This is a genomic window from Bradyrhizobium paxllaeri, from assembly GCF_001693515.2.
GTDB lineage: Bacteria > Pseudomonadota > Alphaproteobacteria > Rhizobiales > Xanthobacteraceae > Bradyrhizobium > Bradyrhizobium paxllaeri.
Window position 1 is genome coordinate 2,257,470 of record NZ_CP042968.1, and the last position, 20,096, is coordinate 2,277,565.

General features: G+C 62.5%; 18 protein-coding genes and 1 pseudogene. 9 read left to right on the forward strand and 10 right to left on the reverse strand.

The features are described from left to right. Positions 1-72: 72 nt before the first annotated feature. On the reverse strand, positions 73-1,494 hold the full coding sequence (locus tag LMTR21_RS10650; RefSeq protein ID WP_065756543.1) for an amidase: 1,422 nt from the start codon (positions 1,492-1,494) through the stop codon (positions 73-75). A gap of 104 nt (positions 1,495-1,598) precedes the next feature. Here LMTR21_RS10650 and LMTR21_RS10655 point away from each other — a divergent pair, with 104 nt between their 5' ends. Then, entirely contained in the window at positions 1,599-2,450 is an 852-nt protein-coding gene (locus tag LMTR21_RS10655; protein WP_065756542.1) for an alpha/beta hydrolase, read from the forward strand. A gap of 106 nt (positions 2,451-2,556) precedes the next feature. On the opposite strand, the gene LMTR21_RS10660 is transcribed toward LMTR21_RS10655, so the two are convergent. After that, a complete protein-coding gene (locus LMTR21_RS10660; RefSeq protein ID WP_065756541.1) occupies positions 2,557-3,333 on the reverse strand; it encodes an SDR family oxidoreductase in 777 nt (258 codons plus the stop codon). A 178-nt stretch (positions 3,334-3,511) separates the two neighbouring features. Between LMTR21_RS10660 and LMTR21_RS10665 the strand changes: the two genes are divergently transcribed. Next, on the forward strand, positions 3,512-4,591 hold the full coding sequence (locus LMTR21_RS10665) for a tartrate dehydrogenase (protein WP_065756540.1): 1,080 nt from the start codon (positions 3,512-3,514) through the stop codon (positions 4,589-4,591). 290 nt (positions 4,592-4,881) lie between these two features. Here the strand turns inward: LMTR21_RS10665 and LMTR21_RS10670 are convergent, their stop codons facing one another. From LMTR21_RS10670 to LMTR21_RS10695, 6 genes are all read right to left on the reverse strand, one after another. Continuing rightward, positions 4,882-6,267 (reverse strand): GntP family permease, encoded by a 1,386-nt coding sequence (locus tag LMTR21_RS10670; protein WP_065756539.1) that lies wholly within the window; start codon positions 6,265-6,267, stop codon positions 4,882-4,884. Between the two features lie 46 nt (positions 6,268-6,313). Further along, positions 6,314-6,793 carry a CBS domain-containing protein gene (locus LMTR21_RS10675; protein WP_187399338.1) on the reverse strand — a complete coding sequence of 160 codons (480 nt, stop codon included), beginning with the start codon at positions 6,791-6,793 and terminating at the stop codon, positions 6,314-6,316. Positions 6,794-6,839: 46 nt separating this feature from the next. Beyond that, complete coding sequence (locus LMTR21_RS10680; protein WP_065756686.1) at positions 6,840-8,561, reverse strand: PHA/PHB synthase family protein; 1,722 nt, start codon at positions 8,559-8,561, stop codon at positions 6,840-6,842. 314 nt (positions 8,562-8,875) lie between these two features. Next, entirely contained in the window at positions 8,876-9,790 is a 915-nt protein-coding gene (locus tag LMTR21_RS10685) for an NAD(P)-dependent oxidoreductase (RefSeq protein WP_065756685.1), read from the reverse strand. 29 nt (positions 9,791-9,819) lie between these two features. Next, complete coding sequence (locus LMTR21_RS10690; RefSeq protein ID WP_065756537.1) at positions 9,820-11,070, reverse strand: Zn-dependent hydrolase; 1,251 nt, start codon at positions 11,068-11,070, stop codon at positions 9,820-9,822. 36 nt (positions 11,071-11,106) lie between these two features. Further along, positions 11,107-12,024: a LysR family transcriptional regulator gene (locus LMTR21_RS10695; RefSeq protein ID WP_065756536.1), complete on the reverse strand. Its 918-nt coding sequence runs from the start codon at positions 12,022-12,024 to the stop codon at positions 11,107-11,109. Between the two features lie 120 nt (positions 12,025-12,144). Between LMTR21_RS10695 and LMTR21_RS10700 the strand changes: the two genes are divergently transcribed. From LMTR21_RS10700 to LMTR21_RS10725, 6 genes are all read left to right on the forward strand, one after another. After that, complete coding sequence (locus LMTR21_RS10700; RefSeq protein ID WP_065756535.1) at positions 12,145-12,966, forward strand: putative hydro-lyase; 822 nt, start codon at positions 12,145-12,147, stop codon at positions 12,964-12,966. An 83-nt stretch (positions 12,967-13,049) separates the two neighbouring features. Further along, positions 13,050-14,294, forward strand: coding sequence for an ABC transporter substrate-binding protein (locus LMTR21_RS10705; RefSeq protein WP_065756684.1), 1,245 nt, complete (start codon positions 13,050-13,052; stop codon positions 14,292-14,294). A gap of 217 nt (positions 14,295-14,511) precedes the next feature. Next, complete coding sequence (locus LMTR21_RS10710; RefSeq protein WP_246175694.1) at positions 14,512-15,345, forward strand: branched-chain amino acid ABC transporter permease; 834 nt, start codon at positions 14,512-14,514, stop codon at positions 15,343-15,345. Continuing rightward, a complete protein-coding gene (locus LMTR21_RS10715; RefSeq protein WP_065756534.1) occupies positions 15,345-16,352 on the forward strand; it encodes a branched-chain amino acid ABC transporter permease in 1,008 nt (335 codons plus the stop codon). The genes LMTR21_RS10710 and LMTR21_RS10715 overlap by 1 nt, the downstream gene beginning before the upstream one ends. Beyond that, positions 16,349-17,083: an ABC transporter ATP-binding protein gene (locus LMTR21_RS10720; protein WP_065756533.1), complete on the forward strand. Its 735-nt coding sequence runs from the start codon at positions 16,349-16,351 to the stop codon at positions 17,081-17,083. The genes LMTR21_RS10715 and LMTR21_RS10720 overlap by 4 nt, the downstream gene beginning before the upstream one ends. Beyond that, positions 17,067-17,771, forward strand: a complete 705-nt coding sequence (locus LMTR21_RS10725) for an ABC transporter ATP-binding protein (protein WP_065756532.1) — start codon at positions 17,067-17,069, stop codon at positions 17,769-17,771. Before LMTR21_RS10720 ends, LMTR21_RS10725 begins: the two co-directional genes overlap by 17 nt. Positions 17,772-18,039: 268 nt before the next feature. Here LMTR21_RS10725 and LMTR21_RS10735 read toward each other — a convergent pair. Together LMTR21_RS10735 and otnC are read right to left on the reverse strand one after the other, a co-directional pair. Continuing rightward, positions 18,040-18,261, reverse strand: a pseudogene (locus LMTR21_RS10735) (GIY-YIG nuclease family protein); the annotation flags it as partial. A gap of 112 nt (positions 18,262-18,373) precedes the next feature. After that, a complete protein-coding gene (gene otnC, locus LMTR21_RS10740) occupies positions 18,374-19,036 on the reverse strand; it encodes a 3-oxo-tetronate 4-phosphate decarboxylase (protein ID WP_065756531.1) in 663 nt (220 codons plus the stop codon). Positions 19,037-19,156: 120 nt separating this feature from the next. Here otnC and ltnD point away from each other — a divergent pair, with 120 nt between their 5' ends. Beyond that, positions 19,157-20,071 (forward strand): L-threonate dehydrogenase, encoded by a 915-nt coding sequence (gene ltnD / locus LMTR21_RS10745; protein WP_065756530.1) that lies wholly within the window; start codon positions 19,157-19,159, stop codon positions 20,069-20,071. The last annotated feature ends 25 nt before the right edge of the window (positions 20,072-20,096 follow it).

Here is a 20,096-nt window from a genome sequence, read left to right on the forward strand (position 1 = left end):
GCTATGCCGGGTTCCCCGATCACGAAACGGCGAGCGTTGGGCCGCATGGAGACGTTGTTTTGACGATCGCGCTTACTTCGGCGCCCTTGGATCGATCGGCGTCGTGCCGCGCACGCCCAGAATATCCTCCAGCACCTTGCTGCCCGCGAGCAATTGCGCTTCGCCGCGTGGCGGCGCCACCACCTGCAAACCGATCGGCAGGCCGGAGGCGGTGAAGCCGCAGGGCAGCGACAGCGCGGGACAACACACCAAAGTGATCGCATAGACGATGCCGAGCCATTCGACATAATTGTCGAACTTCTTGCCGGCGCATTCGGCGACGTAGCGGTTCTCGACCGGGAAGGGCGGCACGATGGTCGCGGGCGCCAGCAACAGATCGTATTTGTCGAAAAATTCCAGCGTGCGCGCGGTCATGGCGACGCGCTGCGCTTCGGCGCGTTCGAGCTGCTCGACGGTCAGCTTGAGGCCTTCCTCGATATTCCAGATCACTTCCGGCTTGAGCAGGTCGCGCTTCGAGCGCAAGAGCGCCGCCTTGGAGAGCGCGAAGTCGAACGCCCGCAGCACGTGGAAGCACTCATGGGCCTCGCGCAGGTCCGGATGGGCCTCCTCGACGATGACGCCGGCTTCCGCAAAGCGCTGCGCCGCCTTGCGGGTGACGGCGGCGACCTCAGGATCGACCGGCGTGATGCCGAGGTCAGGCGAATAGGCGATGCGCTTCGGCTTGCTGCCGGAGCGCGCGGCGGAGAGAAACGAGGTCGGCAGCACCGGCAGCGACAGCGGATCGGCGCGATGCTCGCCGCTCATGGCATCGAGCAGCAGCGCGAGGTCTTCGACATTGCGCGCCATCGGGCCCTGAACGCCGAGATTGCGGTCGACCGCGGCCGCCAGGCTATGCGCGACGCGGCCGATGCTCGGGCGCAGCCCGACGATGCCGCAGAAGCTCGCGGGGTTGCGCAAGCTGCCGCCCATGTCGGAACCATGTGCCAGCCAAGCCGTGCCGGTCGCAAGCGCCGCCGCCGCGCCGCCCGATGAGCCGGCGGCGGAGCGCGACGTGTCCCAGGGATTGCGGGTTGCGCCGAACACTTCGTTGAAGGTGTTGGCGCCGGCGCCGAATTCCGGCGTGTTCGACTTGGCGTAGATCACCCCGCCGCTATTTTCGAGATGCTCGACCAGAATGTCCGACTTGGTGGGGATCGCATCCTTGTAGATCGGCGAGCCCTGCGTGGTCAGCACGCCAGCGACATTGGTCAGGTCCTTGATCGGGATCGGAAGCCCAGCGAGCAGGCCACGGTCGGCCGCCGGCTTTTGCATCAGCGCGGTGGCGTGCTTGCGGGCGCGATCGAAGCACAGTGTCGGCAGCGCGTTGACCTTGCCGTCGACTTCGGCAATCCGCTTTTCCAGCACGTCGAGCAGGTCGAGGGGCGTGACCTCACCCGATTTCAATTTGCCGACAATGGCAACCGCCGTTTCTCGCACCAGCCCCTGATCTGCCACTTCGATATCTCCCGTTTCGGTTTCTCTTGACCGCAGATGGTGCTGTAGAACATTTTCCGGCAAAGTGGAATCGCACCCACGTTGTGGCCGACCGGAGATATTGCATGACGACACTGTTTTCTGACACGGACTGGCGCGCGATGAGCCAGGAGGCGCGGGATCTCGGCCTCAATAACGGCGTCGCGGTATCCGGCAGCGTCGAGATGGTGGCCGGCTGGGAGCAGCGCTCTGCCGACATGCGCAAGCGTTTTCCCGGGCATATCGACCTGCGATATGGTCCGCGCGAGCGCAACCGGATCGATTTCCTGAAAGCCGCCGACAACGCGCCGACGCTGTTGTTCATTCATGGCGGCTATTGGCAGGCGCGGGCGAAGGAAGTCTTCACTGTCGTGGCGGAAGGGCCGATGGCGCATGGCATCAATGTCGCGCTGATCGGCTACACGCTGGCGCCGGAGGCTGCGCTCGACGAGATCGTCGCCGAAATCCACGCCGGTATCGATTACCTTACCGGGCAATTGCCGACGCTCGGCGCCGCTGCTGGAAGCATCGTGGTATCGGGGTGGTCTGCCGGCGGCCACCTGACCTCGATGGTGTTGTCGCACCCGAAGGTGAGGGCGGGCATGGCCATATCAGGGATCTACGACCTCGAACCGATCCGTCATTCCTATCTCAACGAGAAACTGCGCGCCGACGAGGCGACCTCGCGTCGCAACTCGCCGATGATGCAGGAGGGCGGCTCACCAAAGCCGCTGTCACTGGTGGTGGGCAGCGCCGAATTGCCGCTGCTGCGCAAGCAGACCGCCGACTTCGCCGGTCACCGCGCGAGATATGGCTTGCCGGTGACGTATGAGGAAATCCCTGGCGCTGATCATTTCACCATCATGTACGAGATGATGTCGCCGAAGGGCAGGATCACGACGCTGATAAGGCAACTGTTCGAGCGGACGACGGGTTAGCGGACCCCGTCATTGCGAGGAGCGAAGCGACGAAGCAATCCATGTCGCACTTGCGGCGCTATGGATTGCTTCGCTTCGCTCGCAATGACGGTGGAGGCTGCTGCGCCTAACTCCAGCCCGACGTATGCCCACCGTCGACGGTAAAGATCACCCCTGACGTATACCCCGACCGGTCCGACGCCAAAAACGCCATGAGATCGCCGATCTCGCGCGCATGGGCAGGACGGCCGAGCGGCATGCCCTTCTGGAATTCCCGGTAGCGGTTTTCGTCGCCGAACTGGTTCCTGGCCCGCGTCTTCAGCAGCGTCACATGGCGGTCGGTGCCGACCGGGCCGGGATTGATGCCGACCACGCGGATGTTGTCGGCGAGGCTTTTGCCCCCGAGTGCGCGGGTGAATGCCATCAGTGCGGCATTGCCGGCGCTGCCGCAGATATAATTGGCATCGAACTTTTCGCCGGCGGCGCCGATGTCGTTGACGATGACGCCGTGCCCGCGCGCCTTCATCTGCGCGTAGATCGCCCGGGTAAGGTTGATGTAGCCGAACACCTTCAACTCCCAGGCGTGCCGCCAGGTCGCCTCGTCGATCTTGTCGATCGAGCCGCCGGGAATGTCGCCGGCATTGTTGACGAGGATGTCGATATCGGCGGCTTCCTTGGCGAGCCTTGCAATGTCCTCGCCCTTGCGCAGGTCGACGACATGGGCGGTTGCGCCGATCTGGTGCGCCGAGCGCAGCCGTTCGGCCAGTGCTTTCAAGGCATCGCCGTTGCGGGCGGCCAGCATGACGTCGGCCCCTTCCTCGGCAAAGGCTTCGGCCGCGGCCGCGCCAATGCCCTTGGAGGCGCCGGTGATCAGGACGCGCTTGCCGAGCAGGTGCAGATCCATAGGAATTCTCGCTTCGGTGAGGGAGGGAGGAAGAGGGGGTCGGTAAATTGTTAGGCTTGGGGCGCCATGACGGTCAACATTGCAGTGCAGCGTTGCGCAGGCGGCGGGATTGGTCCATTGCAAGACGATCAAATAAGCGGCATTAGCCGGCTCAGCAAAGGTAACAAGGAAACTCTCGATGAGCAGCGCCAAAAAGCAATATCGGATCGCCGTCATTCCCGGCGACGGCATCGGCAAGGAAGTGATGCCGGAGGGGCTGCGCGTGCTGGAGGCGGCGGGGAAAAAGCACGGCGTCTCCGTGCAATTCGATCATTTCGATTTCGCCTCCTGGGACTATTACGAAAAGCACGGCGAGATGATGCCGGAGGACTGGAAGGCACAGATCGGCAAGCACGACGCGATCTATTTCGGTGCGGTCGGCTGGCCGGCGAAAATTCCCGATCACGTCTCGCTGTGGGGCTCCTTGATCAAGTTCCGCCGCGAGTTCGACCAATACGTCAATTTGCGCCCGGTGCGGCTGATGCCCGGCGTGCCGTCGCCGCTCGCCAACCGCAAGCCCGGCGATATCGATTTCTGGGTGGTGCGCGAGAATACCGAAGGCGAGTATTCCTCCGTCGGTGGCCGCATGTTCCCCGATACCGACCGCGAATTCGTCACGCAGCAAACGGTGATGACGCGCACCGGCGTCGATCGCATCCTGAAATTCGCATTTGAGCTCGCACAGTCGCGGCCGAAGAAGCACCTGACCTCGGCGACCAAGTCCAACGGCATCTCGATCACGATGCCCTATTGGGACGAGCGCGTGGAGGCGATGGCGAAGAAGTATCCGGGCGTGAAGTGGGACAAGTACCACATCGACATCCTCACCGCGAACTTCGTGCTGCATCCGGACTGGTTCGACGTCGTGGTCGGCTCCAATTTGTTCGGGGACATCCTTTCCGATCTCGGGCCGGCCTGCACCGGCACCATCGGCATCGCGCCGTCGGGCAACATCAATCCGGAAGGCAATTTCCCTTCCGTGTTCGAGCCGGTGCACGGCTCGGCGCCTGACATTGCGGGGCAGGGCATCGCCAATCCGATCGGCATGATCTGGTCGGGTGCGATGATGATGGAACATCTCGGCGAGAAGGCTGCAGCCGAATCCATCGTCGGCGCCATCGAGCGCACCCTCGGCGAACGAACGCTCCGCACGCGCGATCTCGGCGGCAACGCGGACACCACCGCCTGCGGCAAGGCTGTGGCTGATATGGTGGATTGACTGAAACCTTCATGGTGAGGAGCGCGTCTTCGCGCGTCTCCGGACGATGCTTCGCATCGCTCGGAGAACCATGAGGCCTCGATCTCACCCGCGGCCATCCTTCGAGACGACCGCTGCGCGGTCTCCTCAGGATGACGGGGGAGAGTGAAGCTAGCTCCTCCTCGTCATTGCGAGCGAAGCGAAGCAATCCACATCTCGGCGCAGGGATAGATGGATTGCTTCGCTGCGCTCGCAATGACGGGGAGATAGCTTCACAATCTCTCAGGATGAGGTCAGTGCTTGTGGCAAGTTCAATACAACCCGGTAAGATAAAAGAACCCGATCGCAACAAACACCGCGACGGTTTTCGTCATCGTGATCACGAACACGTCTCCGTAGGCCTGCCTGTGGGTAAGACCCGTCACGGCAAGTAGCGTGATGACGGCGCCATTATGGGGCAACGTGTCCATGCCACCGCTCGCCATCGCCGCGATCCGATGGAAAACTTCGAGGGGGATGTTGGCGGCCTGCGCGGCGGCAATGAATTCATCGGACATTGCGGCGAGGGCAATGCTCATGCCTCCGGATGCCGAGCCGGTGATGCCGGCGAGCACCGTGACCGTAACGGCCTCGTTCACGAGCGGATTGGGAATTGCCCGGAGCGCGGCGGCCACCATCTCGAAGCCCGGCAACAGCGCGATCACGCCGCCGAACCCGTATTCGGAGGCAGTATTGAGCGCGGCCAGCAGGGCGCCGGCGACCGCAGCCTTGCTGCCATCGGCGAACTTCGCCAACACGGGACGCCAGGCAAAGATGAACACCGTCAGGATGCCGAGCAGCAGCGCGCCCTCGACGGCCCAGATGGCCGCCAGCGGACCGACCTTCGTCACGATCGCGTGGCCGCCGAGCGTGACCTCATGAACTGCGCCATAGGCGCGAGGCACCAACTGCGTGAATACGAAGTTCATGACGCCCACCACGACCAGCGGCGTAAGGGCGATCCACGGGTTCGGCAGCTCCTTTTCTTCGAACGGCTCGGGCTCGTTCACCAGCTCGGTGCCGTAGCCTTCTCCGCGTTTTTGCGCGGCACGGCGGCGGTTTTCGATATAGGCAAGACCGACGCCGAAAACGAAAACACTGCCGACCAGCCCAAGTATGGGTGCTGCCCACGTCGTCGTGTTGAAAAACGTGGTCGGAATGATGTTCTGGATCTGCGGCGTTCCCGGCAGGGCGTCCATCGTGAAGCTGAAAGCGCCGAGCGCAATCGTGCACGGAATGAGCCGCTTGGGAATATCGCCCTGGCGGAACATCTCGGCTGCGAACGGATAGACTGCGAACACCACGACGAACAGCGACACGCCGCCATAGGTCAGGATCGCGCAGACCACGACGATGGACAGGATAGCGCGCTCTCGGCCAAGTACCCCGATCACCGCGGCCACGATCGACTTCGAGAAACCCGAGAGTTCGATGACTTTGCCAAAGACGGCGCCGAGCATAAACACAGGAAAGTAGTTTTTAATGAAGCCGACCATCTTCTCCATGAAAACGCTGGAGAACATCGGCGGGACCAGTGAGGGATCGGTCAGCAACACGGCGCCCAAAGCGGCGACCGGAGCAAACAGGATCACGCTGTAGCCGCGATAGGCGACAAACATCAGGAAGAAAAGAGCGGCCAGCACGATCAGGAGATTCATGGCGACACTCCACTTCAAAGCCGCAGGTCAGCGGACCCGGCTATTCTCAAGCTGTTGACGTCAGCATCGTCATTCGTTCGCGCTCAAGCTCGCTGATGACCTTGGTGTGGTGTTCTACCGCCTCGCGCAGCAGGTCGCGGACCGAGATGACGCCCACCGCCTTCTCGTTATCGACAACCGGCAGGTGACGAATGCCGTGCGTGTGCATCAATCTCAAACAGTCAGCAAACGTACTCTCGAGATTGGCTGTGACGACATCTCGAACCATGACGTCCACCACCAGCGTCACTTCAGGATATTTGCGGGCCAGTACAACGCGCCGCATGCAATCGCGTTCGGAAAGAACGCCGACAATCTTTCCATTTTCCAGAACCACCAGAAAGCCGATGTTCTTTTCGGCCATTAGCTGCGCCGCTGACAGGATGGTGTCTGCCGGGCCCACACTCCAAAGGGCTCTCGGCTTGAGCATCTGTTTCATCGACCGATAAGCCAGAATTTCTTCCGGGCGTCTGAGCGGATGGTCCATCGTGCGTCGCCTTTGCTTTGAGGACATTAACGGCAGGACGAGATCGTCAATTCGACTTTTGCTTCACGTATCTTCCAGGCGCGGGCTCAATGACCTTGAAGTTGGCGTTTCCCGGCTGAGCCGGCGCGCGCTTCTTGCCACTCGAATGACGCTTCAGCCAATCATCCCAATCGGGCCACCAGCTTCCCGGCTTCTCCTGGGCTTCCTCCAGCCAGGTCGTTGCATCGCGATTGATGTTGTCATTAAGCCAATAGCTGCGTTTCTTGCGGGCGGGTGGATTGATTACGCCAGCAACGTGACCACTGGCCGCCAGCACGAAACGAGGATCTTTTCCCATTAGATCCTTCGATCGGTATGCGCTCTGCCAGGGCACAATATGATCCTCGCGAGAAGCCAGCAGATACAGTGGCACGCTTACCTGCGAGAGATCGATCGGCAAGCCACATTGCGTCGTCTTGCCCGGCTCCTTGATTTTGTTTTCGAGATAGGTGTTGCGCGTGTACCAGCAGTACATCGGGCCAGGCAGGCTGACACTATCGGAATCCCAGTACAGCAGGTCGAACGCCTCAGGCGTCGCACCTTTCAGGTAGCTTTCGACGACATAGCGCCAGATCAGGTCATTGGCGCGGAGGGTCCCGAAGGTAAAGGCGAGTTCCTTGCCCGGCAGGATGCCGCCTCTTCCGATCATTGCCTCCCGCAAGGCGATTGCATTCTCGTCGATCAGGAGGCCAATCTCGCCGGTATCGGCAAAGTCGACCATCGTGGTCAGCAGCGTCATGGTGGCAAGCTTGTGCTCTCCGCGAGCGGCCAGTACTCCGGCCGCGCAGCTCAGAATCGTGCCTCCGACGCAAAAGCCCAGCACATGAATCTTGTCGGCGGAGGCGATGTCGCGCACGACGTCGATGGCCTTGAGCGGCCCAAGATTCAGATAGTCGTCCCAGGTCAGATACTGCGTTTCGGAAACCGCGCTCCGCCATGAGATCAGGAAGACGCGATGGCCTTGAGCGACGGCATATTCAACGAACGAATTTCCCGCGCCGAGATCCAGCAGGTAGTATTTGTTGATGCAGGGCGGCACGATGAGAAGCGGTGTCATCTCGATCTCCGCTGTCTGCGGCGCATATTCGATGAGCTGGATCAACTCGTTTTCAAAAACCACCGATCCGGGCGTTGCTGCAAGGTTTCGCCCGACCTCAAAGGCGGATTCGTCAACCCGGGTGATGCGCCCTTTTTTGAGATCCTCGATCAGGTTCTGCATCCCGGTCGCCAGGCTCGCCGCGCGCGTCTGGATTGCGGTTCGAATGACCTCCGGGTTCGTCGCGGGGAAATTGGACGGGCTCATCGCATCGATGAATTGCCGCGCATAGAAGCGAAGTTGTAACCTGGATTTGTCATCGACCTGGGCCTGATCGACCAGGTCGGACAGTTGTTTCGAGGTGAGCAGGTAGGATTGCTTGAGAAGATCGTAATAAGGTGAGTGCTGCCAGGCGTCGTCCTTGAAACGTTTGTCGCCTCGCGAGGGTTGAACGCTTGGCATCATGCCTGCTGCGAACGCATTGACGATACTGGCATTCCAGAGCCGCCAGGCCTGTGTCACATAATCGGGATACATCGCAAACGGCGACATTCCCTGACTCGTCGGACGGCTGGCGCCTACGCCCATGGCCGCGGCAATCGCATCATCAAACTGCTTCATCGATTGCTGGCCGGCCCTCATCAGTTCTTCAATGGGAGCCAGGGGGTTGTTCGGCGATGACGGGCTGCTCATCTGAACCTCCTGCGACGCATCCACATCGTCCTGTTCCCAGAGCGATAGAATGAGCGATGCGATCAGCAAATTTCCGGTAGCACGGCAAGGGTGCTGGCTAACGTTGGCGTTGTCGCTCGCGTTAGTTGCTTCCCCTGATACCTACGCTCTAGCAGGTCAAGTTGCTCAGGCTTGACTTAGATCAATGGAGTTTGCGGGCGCGAATTCATGAAACGTGACAGCATGTGAACCTCGGCTGCGCGCACCGGCAGGGCGACCGCTCCCTGTGGTCGCGAAGGCGCGCGATCCGGTTCAACCCCGCAGGGGGCTTGCGGCTATTTTCCCTGCGCAATCCGCCGGCAATGCTCCCAGGCCGCGCTCATCAAATTCTCGCTCGCCTCGGGCGTGCGGAAGGCCGAATGCGCCGACAGCGTCACGTTGGGCAGCGTCGTCAGCGGATGATCCGCCGGCAGCGGCTCGATGTTGAAGACGTCGAGCCCGGCGTGGCGGATATGGCCCGATTTCAGCGCGTCGATCATCGCTTCCTCGTCGACGATCGCACCGCGGGCGGTATTGACCAGGATCGCGCCGGGCTTCATCCCCTCGATGCAGGCGCGCGAGATCATGCCGCGCGTCTCGTCGTTCAGGAGCAGATGGATCGAGACCACGTCGCTCTCGGTCAGCACTTCGTCGAAATCGAGGAACTCGACCTTCGGATATTTCTTCGGCGACCGGTTCCAGGCAATGACGCGCATGCCTGCGCCGAGCGCGATCCGCGCGACTTCGGCGGCGATGCCGCCAAAGCCGATCAGGCCGAGCGTCTTGCCGGTGAGCTGCATGCCGTCGTCGCGCAGCCAGTTGCCGGCGCGGATGCCGCGATCCATCTTGGCGAGGCCGCGCGCGCCTTCCCACATCAGCGCGATGGCGCATTCGGCCACCGCCGTGTCACCGTAGCCCTTGATCAGGTGCACGTGGATGCCGGTCTCGGCGAGTTCGTCGGGATTCATGTAGCTGCGCGCGCCGGTGCCGAGAAAAACGACGTGCTTCAGGCCCGCGCATTTCTTCGCGATATCGGTCGGTAGCGCCGTATGATCGACAATGGCGATTTCGGCGCCGTCGAGGACCTCAGGATATTGCTCGGGGCGGATATCAGGATCGCGGTTGATCCGGACCTTGGGATCGCCGGGTTGTTCCAGCCGCTCGAAGATCACGGCCAGCGATTCATTGGCGTCGACAAAAACTCCGCGCATGGGCATTCCCCCCATTTCTTGTTTTGATATCAGGACGCGACGCCGGCCAGCGCCAGCACGGTATGCATCAGCACGTTGGCGCCCGCCGCGCAATCGGGCTGGGTGGCGTCTTCGAGTTCGTTGTGGCTGATGCCGTCCTTGCAGGGCACGAACACCATCGCCGCCGGCATGACGGTATTCAGGTTACAGGCATCGTGGCCGGCGCCGGAAGTGATACGGCGATGCGAATACCCCAGCATTTTTGCGGCGTTCTCCACCGCATCCACCAGCTTCGGATCGAAATGGGTCGGCGGCTTGCGCCAGATCAGATCGAACTGTACCTCGACCTTGCGCCGGGCCGCTATCTCGGCAATCGCCGCGCGCAGATCCCTGTCCAGCGCATCCATGATGGCGGCATCGGCGCTTCTGCAATCCACCGTGAAGGCGATCTCGCCGGGAATGACGTTGCGCGAGGGGTTGGCGATCACGGCTTCCCCAATGGTGCCGACCGCTTTCGGCCCGTGCTTCTTTGCGATCGATTCCATCGCCAGCACGATTTCCGACAGCGTCGCCAGCGCGTCGCGCCGCAACGGCATCGGGGTCGAGCCGGCGTGGCTCTCGAAGCCGGTGATCTTGCCGTCGTACCACAACACGCCCTGGCCGGAATCGACGACGCCGATGGTCTTGTTTTCAGCCTCCAGGATCGGACCCTGCTCGATATGCAGTTCGACGAAGCCCGAAAATTTCTGCGTTCCCACCGGCCGGTCGCCGCGGTAACCAATACTGTCCAGCGCCTGCGCCACGGTGACGCCTTCGGCATCCCGGCGCGACAAAATGTCGTCGGTGGTGAAATCGCCGACATAGGCGGCGGAGGCCATCATCGCCGGCGCAAACCGCGAGCCTTCCTCGTTGGTCCAGTTGCAGACGCAGATCGGCGTCTCGGTCTCGATGCCGGCATCGTTGAGCGTGCGCACCACTTCCAGCGCCGCTAGCGTGCCGAGCACGCCGTCATATTTGCCGCCGGTCGGTTGCGTGTCGAGATGCGAGCCGAGGCCGATCGGGGCTTTCGACATATCCCGGCCCTTGCGCAGCCCGAACATCGAACCCAGCGCATCGACATGCACCTCAAGGCCTGCGGCCTCGCACCGTTCGCGGAACCAGTCGCGTACCTGCTTGTCCTCGGGCCCCAGCGTCAGCCGCCGCACGCCGCCTTTCGGCGTCGCGCCGAATTTGGCGGTTTCGTGAATCGTGTCCCACAGCCGGGCGGAATCGATCTGCAGGTTGGATCCGATCTTGGTCATGGGATACTTCCGTGAGGCACAAACGCGTTATCGTTTTCAATGACGCGCCTGTGGCGGCGCGTCAACAATGACGCCGCCTCGCGCCAGGCTGGCGGCGAGTTCGACCACGCGCTCCACCGCGACCGTATCGGGGGAGGCGAGCCAGCTTGCCGAAAATGTCAGCGGCGCCAACTGCAGATTGGTCGACAGCAATTGCAGCCGCCCGTTTGCCATGTCGTCCTCGACGATCGCGGTCGGTATCAGGGCGATGCCGAGACCTTCGATCGCCATGTGGATGACGGTTGCGAGCGAAGCGCTCGCATGCAGCCGTATCGGCGGCAGGTCAGGGCGGTTGAACAGGGAACGCACGATTTCATAGGGCTGGGTTCGGCGCGAAAAGGTGATGATCGGAAATTTCGCCAGATCGTGCAGGGTCAGCTCCTGCTTGCCGAGCCCGAGCGAGGGGCTGGCCGTAAAGCCTATGGGATAATCGCATAGTGTCCGGTTGTTGACCATCGGTGCCGTTAGCGGCCCGAGCACGAAGGCAAGTTCGATTTCCTGCGCCAGCAGCCGGTTGCGCAAGTTCGAGGTGATGTCGACCTCGATTTCGAGCGACAGGTTCGGGTAGGCGTGGTTGACGCTCTTGATGAGCTGCGGCAGCCAGGTGTGGACGATGGTTTCGGCGACGCCGAGTCGCAGCACGCCGCGCATCGCCGAGCGGTCGCCGACCACCGCCAGCATTTCCGAGCGCAGCCCGATCAGCTTCTCGGCATAGACCATCAATTGCCGGCCGTTCGGCGTCGGCAGCACCATGCGGCGATCGCGCTGCAGGAGTTTCACGCCCACCTCGCGTTCGAGCTGCGCGATGCGTTGCGAGATCGCAGGCTGGGTGGTGTTGAGCTTCTGGGCGGCGCCACGGAAGCTGCCGAGCGTCACCACCCACATGAAAGTCTCAATTGCCTTGAAATCAGTCATGCACCCTCTGCCCGCAGATCGATAATTTAGTTTTATTGAAGTTGATTAGAAAAGACGATTAGACATTATCATAGCCATATGCGGGAGTAGATGTCGACAAGAATGGAAGCGGGGACAACGATGACCGGCTTGGCGAGGACGGAACGGGAAGGTCAGGATACGGCGGATTTATCGCCGAGCGTCGCGGCCCGTCATGCCTGCCGCAACGGCATGGCCCATCACACCGCGGGCGTCGCCAACGGCTTCGTCCAGGGCAATCTCGCCATCCTGCCGGAAAAACTCGCGGGCGCCTTTCACCGCTTCTGCCAGCTCAATCCCAAGCCGTGCCCGATCATCGGCATGTCCGACGTCGGCGATCCCCGCATTCCCGCACTCGGCATCGACCTCGATATCCGCACCGACCTGCCGCGCTATCGCATCTGGCGCGACGGCGAAATCGTGGAGGAGCCGACCGACATCATGGCGCACTGGCGCGATGATCTCGTGGCCTTCGTGCTCGGTTGCTCTTTCTCTTTTGAAGAAGCGCTGCTGGAGGAAGGTCTGCCGATCCGCCATATCGAGCGCGACGTGCGCGTGCCGATGTACCGCACCAATATCGCCTGCAGCCCCGCAGGTCCCTTTGCCGGACCGATGGTGGTGACGATGCGGCCGTTCAAGCCCGCCAATGCGATCCGCGCGGTGCAGATCACTTCACGTTTTCCCTCGGTGCATGGGGCGCCGGTTCATATCGGTCTCCCCCAAGCGATCGGCATCGTCGACCTCGCCAAGCCCGACTATGGCGATCCGGTGCCGGTCGAGCCTGACGAAATTCCGGTGTTCTGGGCGTGCGGCGTGACTCCGCAATCGGTCATCCAGGCCGCGAAGGTGCCATTTGCAATTACGCATGCGCCCGGATTGATGCTCGTGACCGATCTCAGGAACAAAGCGCTTGCCGTGCTTTGATGCAGCGCCTGCTGCTCATTGAGGCTTTACCGTACCCTTCGCCCGTTTCATCGATAGTCGCCATCCAGCATAAGGATATCGCCATGAACATCACGCGCCGTAACGTACTGCTTGGAGCCACTGCTGCCGCAGCGCTCGGACCTGTCGCGGCCCGCGCGCAGACGTCCGAGGTCGTGATCGGCGTGATCTATCCGTTCTCCGGCGCCAGCGCGCAGATGGGCGTCGATGCGCAGAAGTCGTTCGAGACCGCGCTCGACATCATCAACAAGAACCATGATTTCGATCTGCCGCTGGCGAAGGGCGAGGGACTGCCGGGTCTCGGCGGCGCCAAGATCCGCCTTGTGTTCGCCGACCATCAGGCCGATCCGCAGAAGGGCCGCGCCGAGACCGAACGCCTGATCACCCAGGAAAAGGTCTGCGCCGTCATCGGCACCTACCAGAGCGCGGTCGCCGTCACCGTCAGCCAGATCTGCGAGCGCTACCAGGTGCCGTTCATCTCGGCGGACAATTCCTCGCCGAGCCTCCACAAGCGCGGCCTCAAATTCTATTTCCGCGCCGCGCCCCATGACGAGATGTTCTCGGCCGCGATGTTCAACTTCTTCGATGCGATGAAGAAGAAGGGTACCAAGATCGACACGCTGTCGCTGTTCCACGAGGACACCATCTTCGGCACCGACTCCGCCAATACCCAGCTCAAGCTCGCCTCCGAGCGCGGCTACAAGGTCATCTCCGACATCAAGTACCGCTCCAACTCGCCGTCATTGTCCGCGGAAGTGCAGCAGCTCAAGACCGCGAATGCCGACGTCCTGATGCCTTCGAGCTACACCACCGACGGCATCCTGCTGGTGAAGACCATGGCCGAGCTCGGCTACAAGCCGAATGCGATCGTGGCGCAGGACGCCGGCTTCTCCGAAAAGGCCCTGTACGACGCCGTCGGCGACAAGCTCGAAGGCGTGATCTCGCGCGGCAGCTTCTCGCTCGACCTCGCCACCAAGCGACCGATGGTCGGCAAGATCAACGCCATGTTCAAGGAGAAGTCGGGCAAAGACTTCAACGATCTCACCTCGCGCCAGTTCATGGGTCTCCTGGTGATGGCGGATGCCATCAACCGCGCCAAGTCGACCGACGGCGAGAAGATCCGCGAGGCGCTGGTCGCGACCGACATTCCGGGCGAGCAGACCATCATGCCCTGGAAGCGCGTCAAGTTCGACGAACTCGGCCAGAACAACGACGCCGACCCGGTGCTGCTGCAATATATCGGCGGCAAGTTCGTCACCATCTTCCCGCCGCAGGCCGCCATTGCGGAAGCCGTCTGGCCGATGAAATAAGCGGACGCTTCCCGAGAAGACATCACAACCGCAGCGTCGTCCCTGCGAACGCAGGGACCCATACGCCGAGGAGCATCAGTTTGACCGCGGTCTCTCGTCCTTCCTTCAAATGCGAATCCGGTGGTTATGGGTCCCTGCGTTCGCAGGGACGACGAGCAATGGGGGCATCCCGGTGACAGCCGAAGCCATCATCCAAAGCCTCGCCAGCGGCCTCCTCATGGGTCTGCTCTACGGCCTCATCGCCGTCGGCCTCGCGCTGATCTTCGGGCTGATGGACGTCGTGAACTTCGCCCATGGCGAGTTCCTGATGATCGCGATGTACGCGACGTTCTTCCTGTTCGTGTTCTTCGCGATCGACCCCCTGCTGTCCGCGCCGCTGGTCGCGGCGGCGTTGTTCGTGTTTGGGGCTGTGGTCTATCTGTTGATCGTGCGCTTTGCGGTGCGCGCCAAGGCCAATGCCGGCATGGTACAGATCTTCTCGACCTTCGGTCTGGCTATCGTCATGCGGGGCCTGACGCAGTATTTCTTCACGCCGGACTACCGCAGCGTCACCCATTCATGGCTCGGCGGCAAGACGGTGTCGGTGGCGGGCATCTTCCTGCCGGTGCCGCAACTGGTCGGCGCGCTGGTCGCGATCGCGGCGTTCGGCGGGCTGTATCTCTTCATCAACCGCACCGATTTCGGCCGCGCGCTGGAGGCGACCCGCGAGGACGCCGGCGCGGTGGCGCTGGTCGGCATCGACAAGAACAAGGTGTTTGCGCTGGGCTGGGGTCTTGGCGCGGCGCTGGTGGGTCTTGCCGGCGCGATCATGGCGATCTTCTTCTACATCTACCCTGATGTCGGCGCCTCCTTTGCGCTGATCGCCTATGTCACGGTGGCGCTCGGCGGCTTCGGCAGCGTGTTCGGCGCTTTCGCCGGCGGCATCATCGTCGGCCTCGTCGAGGCCACCACCGCGATGTTGCTGCCGCCGTCGCTGAAGGCGGTGGGCATCTACGCCGTCTATCTCCTTGTCGTCTTCGTCCGCCCGCGCGGCCTGTTCGGATCGATGTGATGGATACCGCTTTCGCAGAACGCCGCCGCCGCGACCTCATTGTCGCCTTTATCCTCGCCGCGATCGCGGCCACCGTCCCGCTGTTCGTCAAGGACTCCTACCTCCAGAACATGATGGTGCTGACCCTGATGTGGGGTGCGCTGTCGCAAAGCTGGAACATCCTTTCCGGCTATTGCGGGCAGATCTCGCTCGGCCACGCGCTCTATTTCGGCCTTGGCGCCTATACCACCACGCTGCTGTTCACCAAATTCGGTGTGCTGCCGTGGTTCGGCATGCTCGGCGGCGGCGTGATCTCCGCGCTGATCGCGATGGCGCTCGGCTATCCCTGCTTCCGGCTGCGCGGCCATTACTTCGTGATCGCCACCATCGTCATCGCCGAAATCGGGCTGCTGCTGTTCCACAATTGGGATTGGGCCGGCGCCGCGATGGGCATCGAGATTCCGGTGCGCGGCGATAGCTGGCTGAAGTTCCAGTTCCCGCGCAGCAAGCTGCCGTATTTCTACTTCGCGCTGGCGCTGGCCTGCGTTGCCTGGTTCGTCACCTGGTGGCTGGAGGATTCCAAATGGGGCTATTGGTGGCGCGCAGTAAAGGACAATCCGGAAGCCGCTGAAAGCCTTGGCGTCGTCGTGTTCAATTCCAAGATGGGCGCAGCGGCGGTATCGGCATTCCTGGTCGCGGTCGGCGGCAGCTTCTATGCGCAATTCGTCTCCTACATCGATCCCGAAAGCGTCATGGGCTTTCAGTTCTCGCTGCTGATGGCGCTGCCCGCCGTGCTCGGCGGCATTGGCACGCTGTGGGGACCGATGCTGGGCGCGGTCATCCTGATCCCGCTCACGGAACTGACGCGGTCCTATGTCGGCGGCTCCGGAAAGGGCATCGACCTCATCGTCTATGGCGGCCTGATCATCGCGATCTCGCTGGCGCGGCCGCAGGGGCTGATCGGCCTGTTCTCGTTGAAGCACTTCGCCGGACTGTTCTCGCCCAAGGGCAAGGAGGCGGTCCGATGACGACGCCATTGCTGGAAACCCGCGGCGTCTGGCAGCGCTTCGGCGGCCTGATCGCCAACAGCGACGTCTCGATCTCGGTCGGGCGCGGCGAGATCGTCGGCCTGATTGGTCCGAACGGCGCGGGCAAGTCGACGCTGTTCAACCTGATCGCGGGCGTGTTGCCGCCCACGCAAGGCTCGATCATCTTCGACGGCGAGGATGTCACCGCGCTGCCGGCGGCCGAACGTTGCCAGCGCGGCGTCGGCCGTACCTTCCAGGTCGTGAAGAGCTTTGAGACCATGACGGTCATCGACAACGTCATCGTCGGCGCACTGGTCCGCACCACCGTGATGCGCGATGCCCGCCGCAAGGCGCGTCAGGTGCTGGAATTCTGTGGCCTCGGCCCGCGCGCCAACGTGCTGGCGAGCGACCTGGTTCCGTCCGAAAAGCGCCGGCTTGAAGTGGCCCGGGCGCTGGCGACCGAACCGAAGCTGTTGCTGCTCGATGAAGTGCTCACCGGCCTGACGCCGGTCGAAGCCAAGACCGGCGTCGAGCTGGTGCGCAAGGTGCGCGACACCGGCATCACCGTGCTGATGGTCGAGCATGTCATGGAAATCGTGATGCCGCTGGTCGACCGCGCGATCGTGCTCGATCTCGGCAAGGTGCTGGTCGAGGGCAAGCCCGCCGACGTCGTCCGCGATCCGAAAGTCATCACCGCCTATCTGGGAGACCGTCATGCTGTCGGTGCATGAAGTCACCACCGCCTATCAGGGCCTGGTCGCGATCTCGGCGGTCTCGATCGAAGTGGAGAAGGGCGAAATCGTCTGCGTCGCCGGCGCCAATGGGGCCGGCAAGTCGACGCTGTTGAAATCGATCGCCGGCGCGGAGCGCCCGCGCTCCGGCACGGTGTCGTTCGACGGCACCCGGATCGACGGCATGGCGCAGCACGTCATCACCTCGCGCGGCATCGCCTATGTGCCGGAAAACCGCCGGCTGTTTCCGCGCCTGTCGGTGCGCGACAACTTAAGGCTCGGCAGCTACCTCTATCGCGGCGAGGCCGATCGCGAAGCGCCGCTCGATCTCGTGTTCAAATTGTTTCCGCGCCTGCAGGAGCGGCTGGAGCAGCGCGCCGAAACGCTCTCCGGCGGCGAGCAGCAGATGCTCGCCATTGGCCGCGCCCTGATGACGCGCCCGCGGCTTCTGATGCTGGACGAGCCGTCGCAGGGCATCATGCCAAAGCTGGTCGATGAAATCTTCCAGGCGGTCAAGCGCATCCGCGACGCCGGCATGACCGTGCTGATCGTCGAGCAGCGCATGTCGGAGTGTTTGGAAATCGCCGACCGCGCCTACATCCTGCAGACGGGTCGCGTGCTGATGCAGGGCAACGCGGCTGATATCAGCGTCAATCCGGATGTGCGGAAGGCGTATCTGGGGCTGTAGCCGCAAGCACGCTGCCGTAGCCCGGATGAGCGAAGCGATATCCGGGGCAGGCGGTCCCGCATGTCGCTGCGCTCATGCGGGCTACGATTGCTGTGAAGTGGTGGGCAGAACGGAAGTCCTGCCACGTCATTGCGAGCGAAGCGAAGCAATCCAGAGTCTTGCAGCAGCGACAGTCTGGATCTCTTAGTCGCTAATGACGAGCTCAAATCAGATCGTCGTAAAGGTCGCGCCAGTTCGGGTTAAGGCCCTCGATCAACGCCAGCTTCTACGTGCGGCTGCCCGCCTTGATTTGCTTTTCTCGAGTGATGGCATCGATCATGCTGCCATGAAGCTCGTACCAAACCAGAACCTTGCACGCGTGCTTCCTTGAAAATCCCGCGACCAACCCTTCGCGATGCTCAAAAGCCCGTTTCGGCAGGTTACTTGTCACGCCGGTATAAAGCGTTCCGTTGCGGCGGCTTGCCATGATGTAGACGCAAGGTTGTTTCATTCGATCTCTCCGCCGGGTATTGCGTTAGCGCCGAAACGATCAGTCTTTCCGTGGCCTTCTGGATTGCTTCGCTTCGCTCGCAATGACGCGGATAGAGCTTGGTATCCAATCGTTACAAATGCTCGCCATGCTCCGGCAACGTCAGCCCGAACACATCAGTCAAATCCTTCACCTGTTCCGGCGACAGATACCTCGGGTTCAACCCGCGCAGCAGCAGATAGAGCTTCGCCGTCTCCTCCAGCTCCTCCATCGCGAACACCGCGGCCTCCAGCGTGTCGCCTGACACAACCGGCCCATGATTGGCGAGAAGCACGGATGAATATTTCCCGGCCAGTCCCTTGATCGCGTCCGCCACGGCGGGATCGCCGGGACGATAATACGGCACCAGCGCCGTCTGGCCGCATTTCATCAGGTAATAAGGCGTCATCGGCGGCAGCGCGGCGCGGGGGTCGATCTCGGGCAGCATCGACAACGCCACCGAGTGGGTCGAATGAAGATGCACCACGGCGCGTGCCGCGCCGCGGGTCTGGTAGATCGCGGTGTGCAGCGGCACCTCCTTGGTCGGCGCGTCGCCGGAAACCAGCCGTCCATCCGGCCCGAGCCGTGACATCCGTGCCGGATCGAGGAAGCCGAGCGAGGCGTTGGTCGGCGTCACCAGCCAGCCGCCATCGTCGAGCTTGACGCTGATATTGCCGGAGGAACCGGGCGTCAGGCCGCGCTCGAACAGCGAGCGGCCGAGGCGGCAGATTTCCTCGCGGATCCTTGTTTCGCTCATAAAACCGACCCCATTTTTCGTCTTGTCTCACGCTTTGGCAGCGCGGCCAAGCCGTGATACGCAAGGGGCAAGGCCGCCGGCCCATGGCGGCGAACGAGAAACCATCGAGGAATCGCCGCAATGCCAGAATCCGCCAAACCGCGTGTCGCCGTCATCGGGCTGGGCTCGATGGGATATGGCATGGCGACCTCGTTGCGTCGCGCGGGGCTGGAAGTTACCGGCTGCGACGTCTCGGCTGAAACGGTGAAGCGGTTCGTGGCGGACGGCGGCAAGGGGGCGAGCACGCCGGCGGAAGCCGCGAAATCGGCCGCCATCGTCGTCAGCGTCGTCGTCAACGCCGCCCAGACCGAAACCATTTTGTTCGGCGCCAATGGCGTCGCGGAAACCCTGGGCGAGGGCGCGGTATTCATTTCCTCCGCCACCATGGATCCCGACGTCGCGCGGCGGCTCGCCAAACAGTTGGAGGCCACCGGTCGCCACTACCTCGACGCGCCGATTTCCGGCGGCGCGCAGCGCGCGGCACAGGGCGAACTCACCATTCTGGCATCGGGCAGCCCAGCCGCATTTTCAAAAGCGCGCCCGGCGCTGGATGCGATGGCGGCCAAACTCTACGAGCTCGGCGACGACGCCGGCCAGGGCGCCGCGTTCAAGATGATCAACCAGTTGCTCGCCGGCGTGCACATCGCCGCGGCTTCGGAAGCAATGGCGTTCGCTGCAAAGCAGGGCCTCGACATCCGAAAGGTCTATGAGGTGATCACGGCCTCGGCCGGCAATTCCTGGATGTTCGAAAACCGCATGCCGCATGTGCTCGACGGCGATTACGCGCCGCGCAGCGCGGTGGATATTTTCGTGAAAGACCTCGGCATCATCCAGGACATGGCGCGCTCGCAGAAATTCCCGGTGCCGGTTTCCGCCGCGGCCTTGCAGATGTTCCTGATGACATCGGCCGCCGGCATGGGCCGCGATGACGACGCCTCGGTGGCGCGGATGTACGCCAAGGTCACCGGCACGTCACTGCCGGGCGAGCCGAAATAGTCGCAAGATCAAGAAGGGGACGCTC

Excerpts from the sequence above, each read along its gene's own strand:
- LMTR21_RS10655 (WP_065756542.1), top strand. The coding sequence starts at position 1,599 with ATGACGACACTGTTTTCTGACACGGACTGGCGCGCGATGAGCCAGGAG.
- LMTR21_RS10660 (WP_065756541.1), bottom strand. The coding sequence starts at position 3,333 with ATGGATCTGCACCTGCTCGGCAAGCGCGTCCTGATCACCGGCGCCTCC.
- LMTR21_RS10665 (WP_065756540.1), top strand. The coding sequence starts at position 3,512 with ATGAGCAGCGCCAAAAAGCAATATCGGATCGCCGTCATTCCCGGCGAC.
- LMTR21_RS10670 (WP_065756539.1), bottom strand. The coding sequence starts at position 6,267 with ATGAATCTCCTGATCGTGCTGGCCGCTCTTTTCTTCCTGATGTTTGTC.
- LMTR21_RS10675 (WP_187399338.1), bottom strand. The coding sequence starts at position 6,793 with ATGGACCATCCGCTCAGACGCCCGGAAGAAATTCTGGCTTATCGGTCG.
- LMTR21_RS10680 (WP_065756686.1), bottom strand. The coding sequence starts at position 8,561 with ATGAGCAGCCCGTCATCGCCGAACAACCCCCTGGCTCCCATTGAAGAA.
- LMTR21_RS10685 (WP_065756685.1), bottom strand. The coding sequence starts at position 9,790 with ATGCGCGGAGTTTTTGTCGACGCCAATGAATCGCTGGCCGTGATCTTC.
- LMTR21_RS10690 (WP_065756537.1), bottom strand. The coding sequence starts at position 11,070 with ATGACCAAGATCGGATCCAACCTGCAGATCGATTCCGCCCGGCTGTGG.
- LMTR21_RS10695 (WP_065756536.1), bottom strand. The coding sequence starts at position 12,024 with ATGACTGATTTCAAGGCAATTGAGACTTTCATGTGGGTGGTGACGCTC.
- LMTR21_RS10700 (WP_065756535.1), top strand. The coding sequence starts at position 12,145 with ATGACCGGCTTGGCGAGGACGGAACGGGAAGGTCAGGATACGGCGGAT.
- LMTR21_RS10705 (WP_065756684.1), top strand. The coding sequence starts at position 13,050 with ATGAACATCACGCGCCGTAACGTACTGCTTGGAGCCACTGCTGCCGCA.
- LMTR21_RS10710 (WP_246175694.1), top strand. The coding sequence starts at position 14,512 with ATGGGTCTGCTCTACGGCCTCATCGCCGTCGGCCTCGCGCTGATCTTC.
- LMTR21_RS10715 (WP_065756534.1), top strand. The coding sequence starts at position 15,345 with ATGGATACCGCTTTCGCAGAACGCCGCCGCCGCGACCTCATTGTCGCC.
- LMTR21_RS10720 (WP_065756533.1), top strand. The coding sequence starts at position 16,349 with ATGACGACGCCATTGCTGGAAACCCGCGGCGTCTGGCAGCGCTTCGGC.
- LMTR21_RS10725 (WP_065756532.1), top strand. The coding sequence starts at position 17,067 with ATGCTGTCGGTGCATGAAGTCACCACCGCCTATCAGGGCCTGGTCGCG.
- otnC (WP_065756531.1), bottom strand. The coding sequence starts at position 19,036 with ATGAGCGAAACAAGGATCCGCGAGGAAATCTGCCGCCTCGGCCGCTCG.
- ltnD (WP_065756530.1), top strand. The coding sequence starts at position 19,157 with ATGCCAGAATCCGCCAAACCGCGTGTCGCCGTCATCGGGCTGGGCTCG.